The following is a 15,909-nucleotide window of genomic DNA, read 5'->3' on the forward strand; positions in this document are numbered from 1 at the left end:
CATTTTTGTTCTGGAAAACAGTCGTAATTGTTCATTTTTAATGGAGTAGTTCTATGAGCTTGCTAGGCGCATTAACAACAGGTTCCAGCGGTGTAACGGCTTTTGGCCGGGCCATGACGGTGGTAGGTAGCAATATCGCTAACGTTAATACCTTTGGTTACAAAGCCGCCCATGTTTCTTTTGAAGACGTGCTTTCTTCGGATTTTCCACAAGGCACAGGCCCTACCAAGGTCAGTCAGGGTGTGGGAATTGCCAGCATCAATCAAAATTTCACTCAGGGCGCGTTTGAACAAACCGAACTGCAAAGCGATATGGCGATCAACGGGGAAGGTTTTTTTACCGTGCAGGATCAGTTTGGCCGACGTTATTATACCCGGGCCGGACAGTTCACTTATGATAAAAATGGTCAACTGTCTACTGACAGAGGATTGAATGTGTTGACCAAGGATGTCGATCCTGTCACCAAAGAAGCTGTTGGACTGCCCAAGCCACTGAAAGTGCTGGGAACGATTGATCCACCTGTACCGACCGGTGATGGACGGATGGATTCCGGTATCAAGGTCGCGGCCAATCTGGATGCGGGTGCCGCTGTGCTGGACACCCCGTTTGATCCAACCAACGTGAAAAGTAATATGTACAATTATTCTACCACCACCACGGTTTATGACCGGTCAGGCGCAGACCACACCGCCACGATTGTCTATCGCAAACGACCGGACATTCCGGAACAGGTTGATCCCAACAGTGGACAGGTGATTCCAGCCATCCGCAACCAATGGGAATGGTACACGCTGTTTGAAGGCGAGGAAGTTGGCCAACGACCGGGGCAAATGGTGGCTGTCGGTGGTGGATTTCTGCAATTTACAGATGATGGCCGGTTGGTTCAATCCACAGGCGGACAATTTATAGCGCAACCAGGAGGTGTGGATCCAAACACAGGTCAGCCCTTACCTTCCGGTCCGCCGATTTTGCAACCGGCACCTGTCAATCCTGACACAGGCAAACCGCAGATCACGGTTGATTTTGGCTCTGACGCACCGCAGGTGATCGGTATCAGTCTTGGTATGGGCTCCAATCCGGATGATCCCAATGATGAACGTACAGGTTTGGAAGGACTCACCCAGTTTGCGTCTCCCAACAGTATTATCGGGGTCGATGCCGATGGGCATCCAAGTGGTACACTGGAAGGCATTGTTGTCGAATCCAGTGGTGTGGTGATGGGTCGTTTTGATAGTGGGTATATGCGACCTATGGGCAAAATTGTCCTCACAAAATTTGACAATCCACAAAAATTGCTCAAACAGGGTGATAATCTGTTTCAAACGTCTCCGCATTCAGGCAAGGCAATTCTTGGTGAACCGGGTGTGGGCGCATTTGGAGAGATTCGCAGTCAGACGCTGGAACAATCCAACGTGGATCTGGCACGGGAATTTGTGAAGATGGTTGAAACCCAGCGCGCCTTCCAGGCCAACGCTAAAACAGTGACCACCGCGGATGAAATGATCCAGGAAATGGTCAACCTCAAACGATAACACAAGGCGCGGGCTTCGGCCCGCCACAGGCTTCAGACATCACTCCTGAAACACAATTCTCACTTCCTCATTTTCTTTGAGATCCCAGCGTATTTGAGCGGAATCGGCATAACAGGCGAGTTCCAGCAATCCATCACTGTTGATCAGGGCCATCAATGGTTCAGATCTTCCGGCTTCATAATGATGATATAACGGGATTTCCTGATTCCTGAAAAAAATTTTTACAGGTCTGGTGTGCCATTGCGATGCACGCAAATTGGTCAGCGCATTCCCGAAACGATCGAACAAAATAACCGTTCCCGCAACATAGCCGGCAGTTTCAACCGAATCAGGGACCTGGAGCTTCTGAAAAGATGAAGCAGGGACGCCCACATCGAACAACGACATTCCACGAGACAAGTGAGCGGCAACAGGAGCAAACACTGCGAGTCCGTCAAAACTGGCATGAGATTGCCAGAAAGGCGTGTGTTTATGAATCCGCACTATTTGTTCCGCAACCACGGTGTTCAGCAGTAGTGAAACAATGCCATTATCAGGGCCGATCCAGATTCCATGAGGTGTTTTTATGGCAAGTCCCCCCCTGTCTGAGCCAACACCGGGATCAATCACCGCAATATGAATCGTATCCTGGGTAAAACTGGGAAGGGAGCGTTGAATACAATAGGCTGCGGCGATGAGATTTTGCGGAGGCAAGTCGTGCGTGATATCCACCAGTGAGACGGATGGCACAATCGAAAGGATTTTACCTTTCATGGCACCCACATAACCATCACGGGTGCCAAAATCAGTGGTCAAAGTGATCACAGGCATAGAACAAATCCTTTATGAAGATGCTAAGGAATGGCAAAAGTAAGTTGTAAAAGTTTGCTCGTGCCCTACGTCCCGTGGGGCACGTTATCCCTCAGGCAAAGCTCTGCTTCGCACCTACCGGAGGTGGGCAATGTCATAAGCAATCAATTAAAGTGCAAAAAAAAATATAATTTTCTGGAATCGTCTATTATTTTGAGTTTTTCTGATTATAACGGACATACCATCCCGCGCGCGGAGGATAAACTGACTATCATAGGAGAACAGTACCATACGCTGAGATCAATCAACCAGCAATATTCTGGTCGCCTCTATAATCATGAATAATGCGAAGATTGGATGGAATAAACGATTGATGGCGAGATGGGAACATGCGTATTTGCTGAAGGTTCTGAAAGGAATCAGTCTGTAGCGTGATTGCCTTGGTGTGTCCACGAACACCTGCCTTTTGAAATTGGGATAACGAAAGACAGGCGTCATGGACACATTTTTCCAGGATTTATGTAGTTTCTGAAATGTCTGATGCCATCATCAATTCATCCTGCGAAAAAACTTTGTCTATATCCAGAATAATCAGGAATCCCTCGTTGTGTTTTCCCATTCCCTTGATAAACTCTGTGTTGAGTTTTGTTCCAATTTTAGGCGGGGGTTGAATGAATTTATGATCCAGTTCAATCACCTCCCTGACAGAATCCACCAATGCGCCAATCACCACCTTCTCTGTGGAAATATGGATTTCCACAATGATGATGCAGGTGTTGACGGTCTTGCTGGTGACCTCCAGACCAAATTTCATCCGCATATCCACCACAGGAACAACGCTTCCGCGAAGATTGATCACACCGCACATGAAGGACGGCATTTGTGGGACTTTGGTGATGGTGGTGACTTCGAGGACTTCCCTCACCTTGTTAATGTCCAGGGCAAATTCCTCGTTATCCAGCGTGAGGGTTAAATATTGAGTGGTTTGAGTTTCCTGTTCAGCCATAAGTTCCTCCTAATACCGCTCGAATGTGTTGTCATCATCCTTATCCTTCAGCATGAGTTTGACACCTGTATCTTTTTCAGCGGGGGCTGATAATTGTTTTTTTGCCTGGAATTGAGAGGTGGCCAATTGTTTTTTGGGCTTGGTCTGCATAGTTTTCCTTCGTTGTGTCTCGACCTGAAAGAAAGCGACCGTATCTTGCAGTCCTTGCGCTTGAGTGGATAGTTCTTCCGAAATGGAAGACATTTCTTCTGAGGCGGAAGCATTTTGCTGAATCACACGATCCAGTTGCTGAATGGCCTGATTGATCTGATCTGCACCAGATTTTTGTTCATTACCAGAAGCCGTAATTTCCTGCACCAGTTCTGCTGTTTTCTGGATGTCTGGCACTAATTTATCCAACATTTCTCCTGCTTTTTCAGCAACTTGAACAGACATTGAAGATAGTTTCGTAATCTCTCCTGCTGCTGACTGACTGCGTTCAGCCAGTTTTCGAACTTCTGAGGCCACAACAGCAAACCCTTTGCCATGTTCTCCGGCTCGTGCTGCCTCAATGGCGGCATTAAGCGCCAACAAGTTGGTTTGACGAGCAATTTCTTCAATGATAGAAATTTTTTGCGAAATATCTTTCATGGCACTGACGGCTTGTCTCACCGCCGTCCCACTCTCTCTGGCATCCTTGGATGCTTTGGACGCGATATGATCCGTTTGTTTGGAATTATCCGCGTTTTGCTGAATGTTGGAGGACATTTCTTCCATGGATGATGACACTTCCTCAATAGAAGCGGCTTGTTCTGTCGCGCCTTGTGACAAAGACTGGGCGCTTTGGGTAATCTGTTCGGAACTCATGGTGAATTGTTGGGTTGCGTCATTGACTTGTCCCAGCACATTCTTCAAAATACTTACTGTCTTCTCCATTTCGCCATAAACCCCTCTCAATCCATGCGTATCAAAAGCAATCATCAAGTTCCCTTCGGCTATTTTACGCATCACCTCCGCAAGCGTTCCGGGTTCATTCCCCAATTGTTTCAAAATGCCTTGTGTAATAATGGTTCCAATTAAAAGACTGACCAACACGCCCAACACACCGCCAATAATCAGGACCATCTTGGTTTGAGATTCCAAGCGTTCCATGTCTTCACTCCTTTTGCCTAATAAAGAGCTTTCTTCATTGATCATGTCACTGATGATTCCTCTCATTCCATCCATGGACTGCTTCCCTTTTCCTGACGCGATGAAACTAACCACATCCTCTGTTGTCTTGCGACCGTCATTGGCCTCACGACGTAATTTTATGAGCGCGTCAATTTCATCAGCAAACCAGCGGTTGTATTGTTCCCGCAAACGGTTGAATCGTTCTTGCTGTTTCATGTTATCAGAGGTTAATGATTTTGCTTTATTGAAATGTTCTTCAAAGGCAATTTTGCCACCATTGAGCGGTTCCAGAAAGTTTTCCTTGCCTGTAATGGCGTAGCCTCTTTCACCTGTCTCAATGTTAATCAGCGATTCCAAAATTCCGTTGACCTCGCCGATGACCTGATACGTATGAATATTCCATTTACTGGCCTGGCCTTGATTGGAGAAATTTACATAACTGACAGATATAACGACCAACAGTATTACGACTACAGTTCCAAAGCCCATCGTTAATTTACGACCCATTTTCATATGATCCAACCACGCCATAAAATCCTCTTCAAAATAGTTTTTGTTTAAGCTTGATGACTAAAGAATGTTCCACAAAAATTAACCGTAGCAATGAGTTAACTTTCATAGAACCCCAGCGACGACTAAACTCATCACATCCTGGTAAGTGAAGTGTCAGTTTGAAAAGTGTTTATCAAGATCATTCAGAGTTTTTTCTGCGATGCTCCGTCTCAACACAAACAAGGTTACACAGTCATTTGTTGGCGTGACTCAAATTAACCGATCATGACATTGACCGGAGGTGGGTCATGGAACGGTTACGAACGGGACGTTCGTAACCAGAACGTTTTCCCTGTTATTTTTTGAATGGTCCTAAAACGCGGATTTTTCCATTTTTGCAGGATCCATATATGAAAATTGTGACCGTGTTTTTAGATCAATTGTATGCGTCGCGTATTTTACCAGTTCATTTCTGCCGCAGGCTTCAAACCCCTGATGCTGGTTCATGAACCAGGCGTAAATCATTTCGGAAATACGCCGCATTCTGTAACTTTGCACTGCGGCCCAACGGTTTCCCCCCCCACGTATACGCCAATAATCTTCACGATCAATGATACTGACCACCGAATACGCCTTGCGACCTTGCGGAGTGTCAATTTCAATAATACCGCTGTTGCCATTCAAGCCCCGCACAAATCCAGTCTTGTCCCAGATTTTCACCGAATCAAACTGTTCAAAACAGGTTCCATCTTTAAGTCGGTCGCGTGAATGTCGGTGTCCTTCAATACCGAGCAGACTCAACATGAATTCAGAAGCCTGCTGATTGTCTTCCTGACTGAAGCCCGAGCCAAGAATCCTCTTTTTCCAGATTCTCGCGAACAAACGGTTCAGATCGCTGGCTGAGATTTTATTCTGGTAAGTCCGGCCTCCTGCGGGAATATATTCCACCAGTTTGAGGTGATTGTACAAGCCTGTGTTTCTCAGCAGTTCAGACACATGCTCAGGTCCGCCCAGTGTTTTCAAAATATGATTGGTGCTGTAGTTGCTGCTGAGATTGATCATGCTTCTCAGATGACGATACAGAGAATCGGTATGGGTGATATGCCCGCGATACCATTCCAGCATGTAGGCATGCAACACTGGAACCTTGATCAGACTGGCAGCTTTTACCTGTTCCTGCGCCTTCACAGACACCAGCATTTGCCCTGTTTCAAGGTCCTGAACCATCAGTTGCAACTGATCTTTACCACCACCACCATTCAGTTTATTCTTTTCGATAAACCCAAACACAGCCTGTTCCAGATAAGAAGTATATTCTGAACCTGTTGAATGTTGTTTATCCAGATTTGGTTGCGGTTGGTAATGCCGGAGATATTTTTCCTGAGTCCAGCCTTCAGAGCCATCAGGCAGAACAACCTGAACCCACCCTCTTGAATCGTGACGGTTGACAATCCTGAGATGACTGCCTTTGCTCAACATCCGGATTGTCTGGGATTTTGCCTGAGGCTGTTGTTTTAAATTAAGTCTGCTGACCCGGGTAATGGCATAATCTGGTGCCGATACCGCAGGGAAGGAAAATCCTGTTGTCATTAATATTACAACGATTGATAGTAATTTGGCCCATCCTGGGCCTGAAAAATTGCGCGTCATGCTCAATCTCAAAAAAAATTTGATACTCATGAAATGGAAAAACGTTCATTCCAATACGCAAATTTCATACCGTCAGAGGCGATTGCTTTGAATAATATTATGACAGTGGCTCTTGATCAGGGCTGTTCATTGCTCCTTATTTTGAGCGTCAGGATGGCGGCGGGGATTACATGTCCCGTAAACGCCAACAATCGTAGGTTTAAGTGCGAAGGGGCTGTTATTCTGTGTCTCTTCTTGATCAAGAGAGGACGTCAAACTTCAGTATTTGCGGGGATGGTGGAGGGCAAAATCTCAATGGATTGCAACAGTGCTTTGAGTACCAGTGCGGCCTGTGTCAGTACCTGAGTGGCGTTTTTAAAAAAATCCGCCAAAAATTCCGCATTACCAAAATCAGAAATAACACGAAACGCATGGGCTGGAATCCCATACTGACTGCAAACTGCCATGACCGGCGCGCTTTCCCAATCTCCACACCATGCGCCATAAGTTTCCCATAAGATTTGTTTCTTGAGATCATTATCAATATTCTGGTCTGACGAAACAATAATGCCTGAATGAATTGAAAAATTCTCGCAGCAGGACTGCGCTATGAATTCAGTGCCGGACTGCAACAGACCAAAATCATCAGGCATACAATAAGCGGCTGTTCGATAGGACAATACCATATCCCCGATAGCGGAATGAGGCGCAATCGCGCCGGCTGTCCCGAAATTAAGAATATAACCCGGATGATACGTTTCAATCAGCAGACGGGTGGCTTTTCTGGCCGCATCCTTTCCCGGGCGTCGGCTGATCACGACAATGATTTGGCAGTCACCACGATTCCAGCGAATCCAGCGGTGTCCCCTGTCAAACACAAATTCTGGTTCAGGAAACCATGAAATCAGACTGAGGGCTTCAAGTTTCAGCGCACAGACGACACCCAAAACAATTTTTTTGTCAGAGACTCTCATGGCTCATACTCAACAATTGATTAATACCTTCAGCTTCAATCTTACGCGTCATTGCGGGATTCCTGCCGGCAGTCGTGGAATTGTCTGTGTCAGTGGCGGTTCTGATTCTGTGGCGTTGTTGTTATTGCTGCTGGAATTGCGCCAGTCCCTGAATCTGGAATTGCATGTGCTGCATTTTAATCATGGATTGCGTCCGGAATCGCTTGAAGAACAACAATTTGTTGAACAACTGGCACAAAAACACAATATTTCCTGCACCGTAAAAATTTCGGATAAGCTGATTTTAAAAAAAACAGCCCTTCAGGAACAGGCCCGAACTTGGCGTCTTCAAGAAGCACAAATTCTGCGGAAAATCATTCAAGCCGACTGGATTGCCACAGCCCATCATCAACAGGATCAGCTTGAAACGCTATTGATGAAATGGTTACGAGGGGTTCACCTCTCTCATTTCAGCGGAATGGCCTGGCGCAGAGACCATCAGATTCGTCCGTTGCTGAACATCAGCAAACAGGAACTTCAGGATTATTTAAAGGACCGTCATCAATCATGGAAAGAAGACGCGTCCAATCAATCCTCCAAATATCATAGAAACAGGGTGCGACTCGAACTTCTGCCGCTGTTGAATGACTTGGCTCGTGAAAATCTTGACGCGCGTCTTCAAGACATGAGCGAACAAAGTCAGCAACTGAAAGAGTTGCTTGAGTCGTTACCAGTTCCCGCTGGACTCAGCATGGAGGCCTTGTCATGGAATCTTGAGGAATGGCACACACTTCCTGTTTTACAGCGTGATCATCTTCTGCATCAATGGATTTTGATCAGAACAGGAGAGCATCTGACTTATGCGAAATTAAAGTTAATCCAACGGGAGCTTTTTACAGACAGGATCTCAAACGAGCATCAACTTTCCAGTCATTGGAGACTATTGCGTCAGAACAGAACCCTGAGTTTGCGATCAACAGTCACGTCATCCAACACGATGATTTCAACTGAAAATGGAATTCAGCTCATCCACCCGTCAGCATGGATCGTTCAAATCACTGTTTTGTCTGGCAATGTAACGATGTCACCGGCAGAAGGAATTGTGCTGTATAACATTCCGCCCGGAACATGCCTCGAACTCCGAAACAGACTTCCCGGAGATGTCTTTCATCCACCTTGGAAGGAACATCCGGTAAAAATCAAAGATTTTTTAAGAGATCAGCACATTCCCCTGGAGCAACGGGATTTCCTGCCACTGATCGTGGTGGATGGAAGGGTCGGGGCCATTTATCCGCGTTTCCGCTCTATCCGCCAGGAAGCGAGCCATTCTTCGTATCCTCCTGTTTTGATCCGTATTGAGCGCAGGCATTATTTCCCCAAAAACTGCCTGTGATTCCTAATGTGGCATTGGCCGCGTTTTACCGGTCAGCCTCAGAAACAGGGGGCGACTGGTATGGCATTTTTGACAAGTTCAAGGATCATGTTTTTTTTCTGATTGGAGATGCCACAGGGCATGGTGCTCCGGCGGCTCTTGTAACGGCAGGAGTGTGTGCCTCTTCCCGGATGCTGGAAGAATTATGGAGCAGAACAGAACATGTTTCTTCGCCCGCGGAGGTCATGACTTATCTGAATAAATCGGTCTATGACAGTGGACATCCGCACTTTATGATGACTTTTTTTATTTTGTCGCTCAATTTGAACACATTGACCATCACTTATTCTAACGCCGGTCACAACTTCCCATTTCTCATCCGTTCCAGTTCAGAAGAACTTGTACCGTTACTGAATAAAAATCCCGTAAGCGTTCAGCCGTCAGTTATCAGTTTTCAGGAATTCTCAAGGCCTGGAAGCCAAACGATATTTTCTGCTATTGAGTTATAATGCTTCTGAAGCGCATAAACACTGAAAGCTGAATACTGAAAGCTGAACGCTTACAAAATCCCTTGTTAGGGTACAGTTTGGAAACCCGGTATGTTGAAGATGAGACAAGGAGGGAATGGGGGGATAAATTGTTTTTTTATACCGATGGACTTATTGAAAACATGAATGAACAGGAGCAATGCTGGAATCAAAGAAATTTGCGGACGTTTCTAAAACAGCACGCTTCTGATTCAGCCTCCATGCTAACCGGCAAACTGGTTCAAAATATCCAGGAGTTTTACGGTAGCCATCCCATGAATGATGATGTGAACCTCCTCTGCGTTGAACTCAATCCTGACGCTGTCGGAGGACAAATCTATTGATCCATCAGTTATTAAAAATGGAGCTATGATGATTCACCGGGTTTGGGGGGTGTCACGTAGGGGCAGAACTATTATCCCTCTGGTTTCTCTGGCTGACGGAAGTACCTCCCGGTTGAAAGTTTCCTTGTGGGGAGCCGATTTTTAAAGCATCACTAATGAACGATAAAAGAATAACATGGAAACTTTTACCAAAAAATATCTTCTATTAATATGTCCCTCATGTGGGTCTCATGTAAGAAATTGACATTCCATGATGTGAATTCTATCATTCAGATTGATGGCTTACAATAATGTTTCAATCCTCTCACCTACAGAATGCAATGCTTGATTTTAATGGATATCAATCAAGAATAACAAACATCTGTCAAAAGTTTTCCGTACTTCGGCTGGATGTGGTCGGTTCTGCATCAAGAGATGATTTTGATCCTCAAAAGAGTGATCTGGATTTTTTGATTCAGTTTGAGGGAAAAGAAAACCTTTTTAACAGATATTTTGAATTAAAGTTTGAGCTCGAAAAATTATTTGGAAGAAAAGTTGACCTTATTCAAGAACAGGCAATCATTAATCCTTATATTAATCAATCAATTCAACATGATCGAAAAATAATTTATGCAGCATGATCACAAAGCGTATCTTTATGACATCTTGCAAGCATGTCTCTCGATCCTTGAGTATACAAGGGAGATAGATTATAAAGGATATCTCCAAAATAGAATGATCCAAGATTTGGATTCTTCTGGCTGGAATTTTACAACAGGGACATTGTCCAAAAACAACCTGACTTGCACAAAAGATGATGACTTCTTGTGAATCAATGGAAGTTATTTAGAGTATTCCTTCAGACCCACGCTCTTCCAACTCAAATATGGATCACCCATCTGATGCTGAATTAACACGCCCCTCATATTGGTCTAACTGAACATGGAGATCTTATACAAAAAGCGCAGATTTTTCATGTGGTGAACAGTTGCCGAACAATAAATATTTAGGGGGGTGTGTTATGGAGTCATTGATGCAGAAATTTGAAAACGCATTACAATGCCAGGATGAGAGTGACTGTGACACATGCATCACAAAACATTGTCTAAAAAGTCCGAAATTCAAGGAACTCTGCTATGCCAGAGATCTGGCAGAAGCCGCATGTCGGGCAAAGTCTACATTTCTGGCCAGCATGAGCCATGAGATCCGGACTCCCATGAATGCTGTGATCGGAATGAGTAATTTGCTGTTGAAAACCAGATTGACCGCCAAACAGAAGGAATATGCAGAGTCGATCCAGATTAGTGGCAACCACCTTCTGACCCTCATCAATGACATTCTGGATTTATCAAAAATTGAAGCCCATAAGATGTCTCTGGAATATCAACCCTTCGGTTTAAACGCTTGCGTTGAGGAAGTGATGGATATCTTTGGGGCAAATTTAAGACCTAAAAATGTAGAGTTGATGTATCTGATTGATCCGGAACTCCCTAAAGTCATTTCAGGCGATATGACTCGTTTGCGTCAGATTTTAGTCAACCTCTTGAGCAATGCTCTCAAATTCACACATCAGGGAGAAGTTTTATTATCCATCGGGATTCAGTCGGTTTCAGAAAATGAAATTGAGCTATTGTGTTTTGTCAAGGACACCGGAATCGGGATTTCTGAAAGTCAAATCCAACATATTTTCGACTCATTTTCACAGGCGGAACAATCTACCACGCGCAAATATGGTGGCACCGGGCTGGGTTTATCGATCTCTTCACAGTTGGTCCAAATGATGGGTGGCAGGATGTGGGTGGAGAGCCGGGTCGGTTATGGCTCAACCTTTTATTTTACCTTCAAAACCAGAGAGGTTTCATATGAGGAACAGGCCTATCTTCAGCAAAACATCCCGGAACTCCTGAATTACCGTGTGCTCCTGATTGACCACAACCCGACACACACGTGCATTTGGAAAACACAACTGGAACATTGGGGTCTGCGTGTTCGGACCACCGACTCCATTGAAGTTGCGTGTGAATGGCTTGCTGCGGGCTACAGATTTGACAGGGTCATACTGGATTTTGAGGCACTTCAAACCCCTAAAGAAATTAAAAGGTTGAGAGAGAAAAGTCAGGTTCCGAATCTCCCGATATTGCTGTTCGCCAACATCCTGCAACCGCTACCGGATGAACCAAACTTGGTCTGTTTGCAAAAACCATTGAGGCAGTCACAAGTTTTCAGGGAACTTCTAAAAATGGTAAGGTGTAATCCTGAAGCCGCATTGGTCGAAAATATTGATGAGCAGGATCCTTCAACTCAGAAGAACCCTTTAAGAATTCTGGTTGCCGAAGATAACGAAATGAACCAGATTTTCACGATGGATCTGCTGGAATCAATGGGGTATCAGGCTGAATTGGCAGGCAATGGAATGGAAGCCCTGCAATTGTTGGAACAACAGTCATTTGATGTCATTCTGATGGATGTCGAAATGCCCATCATGGGTGGGTACGAAACCACTGAATGCATTCACCAAACCTACTCTGATGACGATCGCCCCATTGTGATCGCATGCACTGCCGAAGCTCAGGAAGCGGACCAAACCAGATGTTTGGAAGCAGGTATGGATGATTATCTCAGCAAACCCATTGACGAAGATAAACTCCTGGAAAAGCTGGTGCGTTGGGAGCATAAAATCAAGGATCGCAATAAACTGCTCAAGAGTGAGCAAAAACCGATCCTGGAGCAGAATACTCTTTCAGGACTCAAACCGGACACTCAAAAAAGGCTGTTTCAACTATTTATGGAAACAGCACCTGTTTCCATCAGTAAAATCAGACAAGCCGCAGAAATCGGGAATTGTGAACAACTTGAGAAAGAAAGTCATTATTTTAAGGGAAGTTGCATAGCGATAGGAGCCTCTCAGTTATCGTCCATGTGCAAAATTCTTCAGAAAAAAGGCCAGAACAAGGATTTGTCAAACATTGATTTCATCTTCAAACGCCTCGACCGAATTTATCAAACGACAATTGACGAATTAAAACATGATGTCACGGATAAGGCTCACAGGATGGTACTCTCTCGTCAAACAGAATCCGTCACAGCAAATCCTTGCGTTTGAGATAGAATAAGGTGAAGAGCGCGATAACCATAATCGCCAGCATGCACAAGGGGTAGCCCCATTTCATGCCCAGTTCCGGCATATGGTCAAAATTCATCCCGTAAATTGTGGTGATCAGCGTGGGCGGCATGAAAATTCCTGAAATGATGGTGAGAACCTTCATGACATGATTGAGCCGGGTGCTGGTCGCGGAATGAAACGCGTTGCGAGAAGCGGAAAGCGTGTCCCGATACGTGACCACCATATCCACCAGTTGAGCTGTCTGTTCATACAAATCCCGAAAATAAATCAGATTGCTTTCTTCTACAAAATCCAGTTGCCCTTTTTGCAAAAACCGGATGGCTTCTCTCATTGGAAGCAAAAAGTTATGAATAGCCATGATTTCCCTGCGTAAATAATAGATTTGCTGCAATTGCTGGGGTTCCGGCGCATTCATGATGGCTTCCTGCAACAACTCAATCTGCTGTTCAATCTGTTCCATATTTTTGAAATAATTTTCTACGACAGCGTCAATCAGGGTATAGACGAGATAATCCGCGCCCATTTTTCTGATTTTATTATGGGTGTTTCTCAGATTTTTCCGGACACTGTCAAAAATCCCAAAGTCATATTCCTGCAACGTAATGACAAAATGATCCCCCAGGATGAACGCGATTTGACCCCGGCGAACTTTTCGATATGGAACGTCATAAAAAATATTTTTCAGGATGATCAACAGGCAATTGGAGAATTCTTCGATGCGTGGAGGTTCATGGATGTTCAGAATGTTTTTCAGTAGCAGAGGGTGCATTTCAAACAGATGCTGGATTTGCGGAATAATGCGGTTGTCATGAAAGGAACACAGATCCAGCCAGGAAACCCCCTGTTCAAGGCTCAGGGAAAAACCCAGTTCCTTGAGTGGTTTCTCTTCAAAAAAAGTCGCATCGTAATTGGTGAGCACAAGGCTTGGGAGTTTCATGGGTCAAAACCATTTTTTACGTTTAAAATAGCCCAGCATGAGCAGCATCAGCCAGACCATGACAAGAATCACCAGCGGATATCCCAGATTCCAGTGAAGTTCAGGCATGTGCTCAAAATTCATTCCGTACACGCTGGCAATGAATGTTAAGGGAATAAAAATGGTGGAAAGCATGGTCAGGGTTTTCATGACTTCATTCATTTTATAATTCATGCTGGATATGTAGGTATCCACCATGTCGGTCAAAATATCGCGTATGGAAACAAACATTTCCATAGCCTGACTCATATGGTCATAGATATCCCGAAAATAAATCAACGTGGATTCCCTGATGAGTAGCGTGTCACGCTTCTGCAAGGCTCGCATGGCATCAATCGATGGCAGGATTATTCCCCGCAGCCAGATGATTTCTTGTCGGAGATTGTGAATTTCTTCAAGAACTTCCGCCGACGGCGACGATAGCACGGTTTCCTCTATCCTGTTCACTTTCCCATAGATCCGTCCCAGCACCACAAAGTAATAATCCACCACGGCATCAATCAGCGCGTACAACAAATAATCTATCCCCATTTTTCGAACTTTCCCGGTATTTTTTCTAAGCCGTTCGATGATGGGATTGAAAGTGATGCCACTGACTTGCGGAAATGAGACCAGAAAATCTGCGCCCAGGATAAAACTGATTTGAGGTGTCTGGATTTCATGGGTCTGGTCGTCGTAATTGATTTCTTTCAGAATCACCAGCAGTGTTTCTTCATACAGTTCTGTTTTGGGACGCTGATCGTCACTGGTGATATCTTCCATCAACATCGGATGGATCTCGAACACACGGCCAAACTGTTCCATGAACTGACTATTGTGTGTTTGATGCACATGAATCCAGGTCATGGATTGCCCACCCGATTCCTGGGAAATCGGCAAATACCATAAATCCATGTTGGATAAATCTGCTTCATACAATTCACGCTCATGAAACACGTTTGCGTTAAAACTCATGACGGTCATCAGCAGTGAACCCTGTGGAGTGCTTTCTGTGTTTTTCTGACTTTGATCCATAACATCTCAAAATGCGCTTATAATAAAGAATGGGCCTGACTCAATTTCATATCTCCGGAAACTCTATGAATCAAGTGATCATTCAATGACCAAAGGTTAATGAAGGCCTAATATCTGCCAAACAATATCAGTCTAATCTCATGGACAGGTGAATCACCTACAGGGGAGACCAATCAAAAACCTGTAGCAAGGAGGGAACCATGACGATCATGGAATTGATTCATTCACATCAAGAGTGGCTGAGTAGTGATGGCCATTCAGGAAAACAATTCAATGCATTTAATCTCAGAAGATATGCTATTGAATTGCATAGCGCTGATTTGCGTGGCTGTGACTTACGCTATGCCAATCTATCGGGATTGCATTGCAGTCATATCAATTTTAAGGATGCGGATCTATACCATGCCGATCTAAGCAATGCTCAATTGTATGATTGTTGTTTCGATCATGCCAAAATGGAAAAAGTTGATTTAAGTGATTCCAATTTGTTTGGCAGTACCTTTCAGGATACATTTCTCAGTTCCGCGACACTGACAGGCTCGGAGTTTTGGAATACCTCATTCCTGAATGCTGATTTGCAAAACGCGATGTGCGACAAAACCCAATGGGTTAACGCCGGGTTAACAAATGCCAATCTGGCTGGCACCAATTTCAGTCATGCTCAGTTGTATGGAGTGGATTTTCGTGGTGCGTATCTGATCTGGACCAATTTTAACTGTGCCCTGCTGGAGTCGTGTTTCATTCAAAAAAACGATATCAAACAGAAATACTTATTTTGCCTTACCTATGAAAAACTGATGCAGTTATGTTTGCATCAGCAACGTCATTCCGGGGTTATCAGTAAACGATCATTCATGGTTGTTGAGTGACTCTTTTGTTCAACGGTCTCAACCATCCGTGAACATGGAAAGAGTCCTCAAACAAAAGTTTTGTCCCTCGCTAATGAAACTCTAACAATGTCATAATACATTTCACGGGCGTCAATGGCGATGCGGTGGTTGAGGGAGTTTGCTTCCTGCT

General features: G+C 44.7%; 14 protein-coding genes. 7 read left to right on the forward strand and 7 right to left on the reverse strand.

What is annotated here, in order from left to right; all coding sequences use genetic code 11:
- Positions 1-53 precede the first annotated feature (53 nt).
- Complete coding sequence (locus HQM11_00245; protein MBF0349425.1) at positions 54-1,532, forward strand: flagellar hook protein FlgE; 1,479 nt, start codon at positions 54-56, stop codon at positions 1,530-1,532.
- Positions 1,533-1,571: 39 nt separating this feature from the next.
- Here HQM11_00245 and HQM11_00250 read toward each other — a convergent pair whose 3' ends face one another.
- The 5 genes from HQM11_00250 to HQM11_00270 all read right to left on the reverse strand — a co-directional run bounded on the left by HQM11_00250 (position 1,572) and on the right by HQM11_00270 (position 7,574).
- Entirely contained in the window at positions 1,572-2,342 is a 771-nt protein-coding gene (locus HQM11_00250; protein ID MBF0349426.1) for an SAM-dependent chlorinase/fluorinase, read from the reverse strand.
- A gap of 496 nt (positions 2,343-2,838) precedes the next feature.
- A complete protein-coding gene (locus HQM11_00255; GenBank protein MBF0349427.1) occupies positions 2,839-3,327 on the reverse strand; it encodes a chemotaxis protein CheW in 489 nt (162 codons plus the stop codon).
- 9 nt (positions 3,328-3,336) lie between these two features.
- Entirely contained in the window at positions 3,337-4,533 is a 1,197-nt protein-coding gene (locus HQM11_00260) for a hypothetical protein (GenBank protein ID MBF0349428.1), read from the reverse strand.
- An 810-nt stretch (positions 4,534-5,343) separates the two neighbouring features.
- Positions 5,344-6,561 (reverse strand): serine hydrolase, encoded by a 1,218-nt coding sequence (locus HQM11_00265; protein MBF0349429.1) that lies wholly within the window; start codon positions 6,559-6,561, stop codon positions 5,344-5,346.
- A 311-nt stretch (positions 6,562-6,872) separates the two neighbouring features.
- Complete coding sequence (locus HQM11_00270) at positions 6,873-7,574, reverse strand: 5'-methylthioadenosine/S-adenosylhomocysteine nucleosidase (protein ID MBF0349430.1); 702 nt, start codon at positions 7,572-7,574, stop codon at positions 6,873-6,875.
- Here HQM11_00270 and tilS point away from each other — a divergent pair.
- The 5 genes from tilS (at position 7,573) to HQM11_00295 (ending at position 12,878) form a co-directional block, all read left to right on the forward strand.
- Entirely contained in the window at positions 7,573-8,946 is a 1,374-nt protein-coding gene (gene tilS, locus HQM11_00275; protein MBF0349431.1) for a tRNA lysidine(34) synthetase TilS, read from the forward strand. The genes HQM11_00270 and tilS overlap by 2 nt on opposite strands.
- Positions 8,943-9,434 carry a SpoIIE family protein phosphatase gene (locus tag HQM11_00280; GenBank protein ID MBF0349432.1) on the forward strand — a complete coding sequence of 164 codons (492 nt, stop codon included), beginning with the start codon at positions 8,943-8,945 and terminating at the stop codon, positions 9,432-9,434. The genes tilS and HQM11_00280 overlap by 4 nt, the downstream gene beginning before the upstream one ends.
- A 77-nt stretch (positions 9,435-9,511) precedes the next feature.
- Positions 9,512-9,796: a SpoIIE family protein phosphatase gene (locus HQM11_00285; protein ID MBF0349433.1), complete on the forward strand. Its 285-nt coding sequence runs from the start codon at positions 9,512-9,514 to the stop codon at positions 9,794-9,796.
- Between the two features lie 320 nt (positions 9,797-10,116).
- Complete coding sequence (locus HQM11_00290) at positions 10,117-10,416, forward strand: nucleotidyltransferase domain-containing protein (GenBank protein MBF0349434.1); 300 nt, start codon at positions 10,117-10,119, stop codon at positions 10,414-10,416.
- Between the two features lie 380 nt (positions 10,417-10,796).
- Entirely contained in the window at positions 10,797-12,878 is a 2,082-nt protein-coding gene (locus HQM11_00295; GenBank protein ID MBF0349435.1) for a response regulator, read from the forward strand.
- Here HQM11_00295 and corA (HQM11_00300) read toward each other — a convergent pair.
- Positions 12,856-13,836 (reverse strand): magnesium/cobalt transporter CorA, encoded by a 981-nt coding sequence (gene corA, locus HQM11_00300; GenBank protein MBF0349436.1) that lies wholly within the window; start codon positions 13,834-13,836, stop codon positions 12,856-12,858. The genes HQM11_00295 and corA (HQM11_00300) overlap by 23 nt on opposite strands.
- Before the next feature lie 3 nt (positions 13,837-13,839).
- Positions 13,840-14,889 (reverse strand): magnesium/cobalt transporter CorA, encoded by a 1,050-nt coding sequence (corA, locus tag HQM11_00305; GenBank protein ID MBF0349437.1) that lies wholly within the window; start codon positions 14,887-14,889, stop codon positions 13,840-13,842.
- Positions 14,890-15,089: 200 nt separating this feature from the next.
- Here corA (HQM11_00305) and HQM11_00310 point away from each other — a divergent pair, with 200 nt between their 5' ends.
- On the forward strand, positions 15,090-15,758 hold the full coding sequence (locus HQM11_00310; GenBank protein ID MBF0349438.1) for a pentapeptide repeat-containing protein: 669 nt from the start codon (positions 15,090-15,092) through the stop codon (positions 15,756-15,758).
- Positions 15,759-15,909: the final 151 nt, after the last annotated feature.

The sequence above is a fragment of the SAR324 cluster bacterium genome (genome assembly GCA_015232315.1).
Lineage (GTDB): Bacteria > SAR324 > SAR324 > SAR324 > NAC60-12 > JADFZZ01.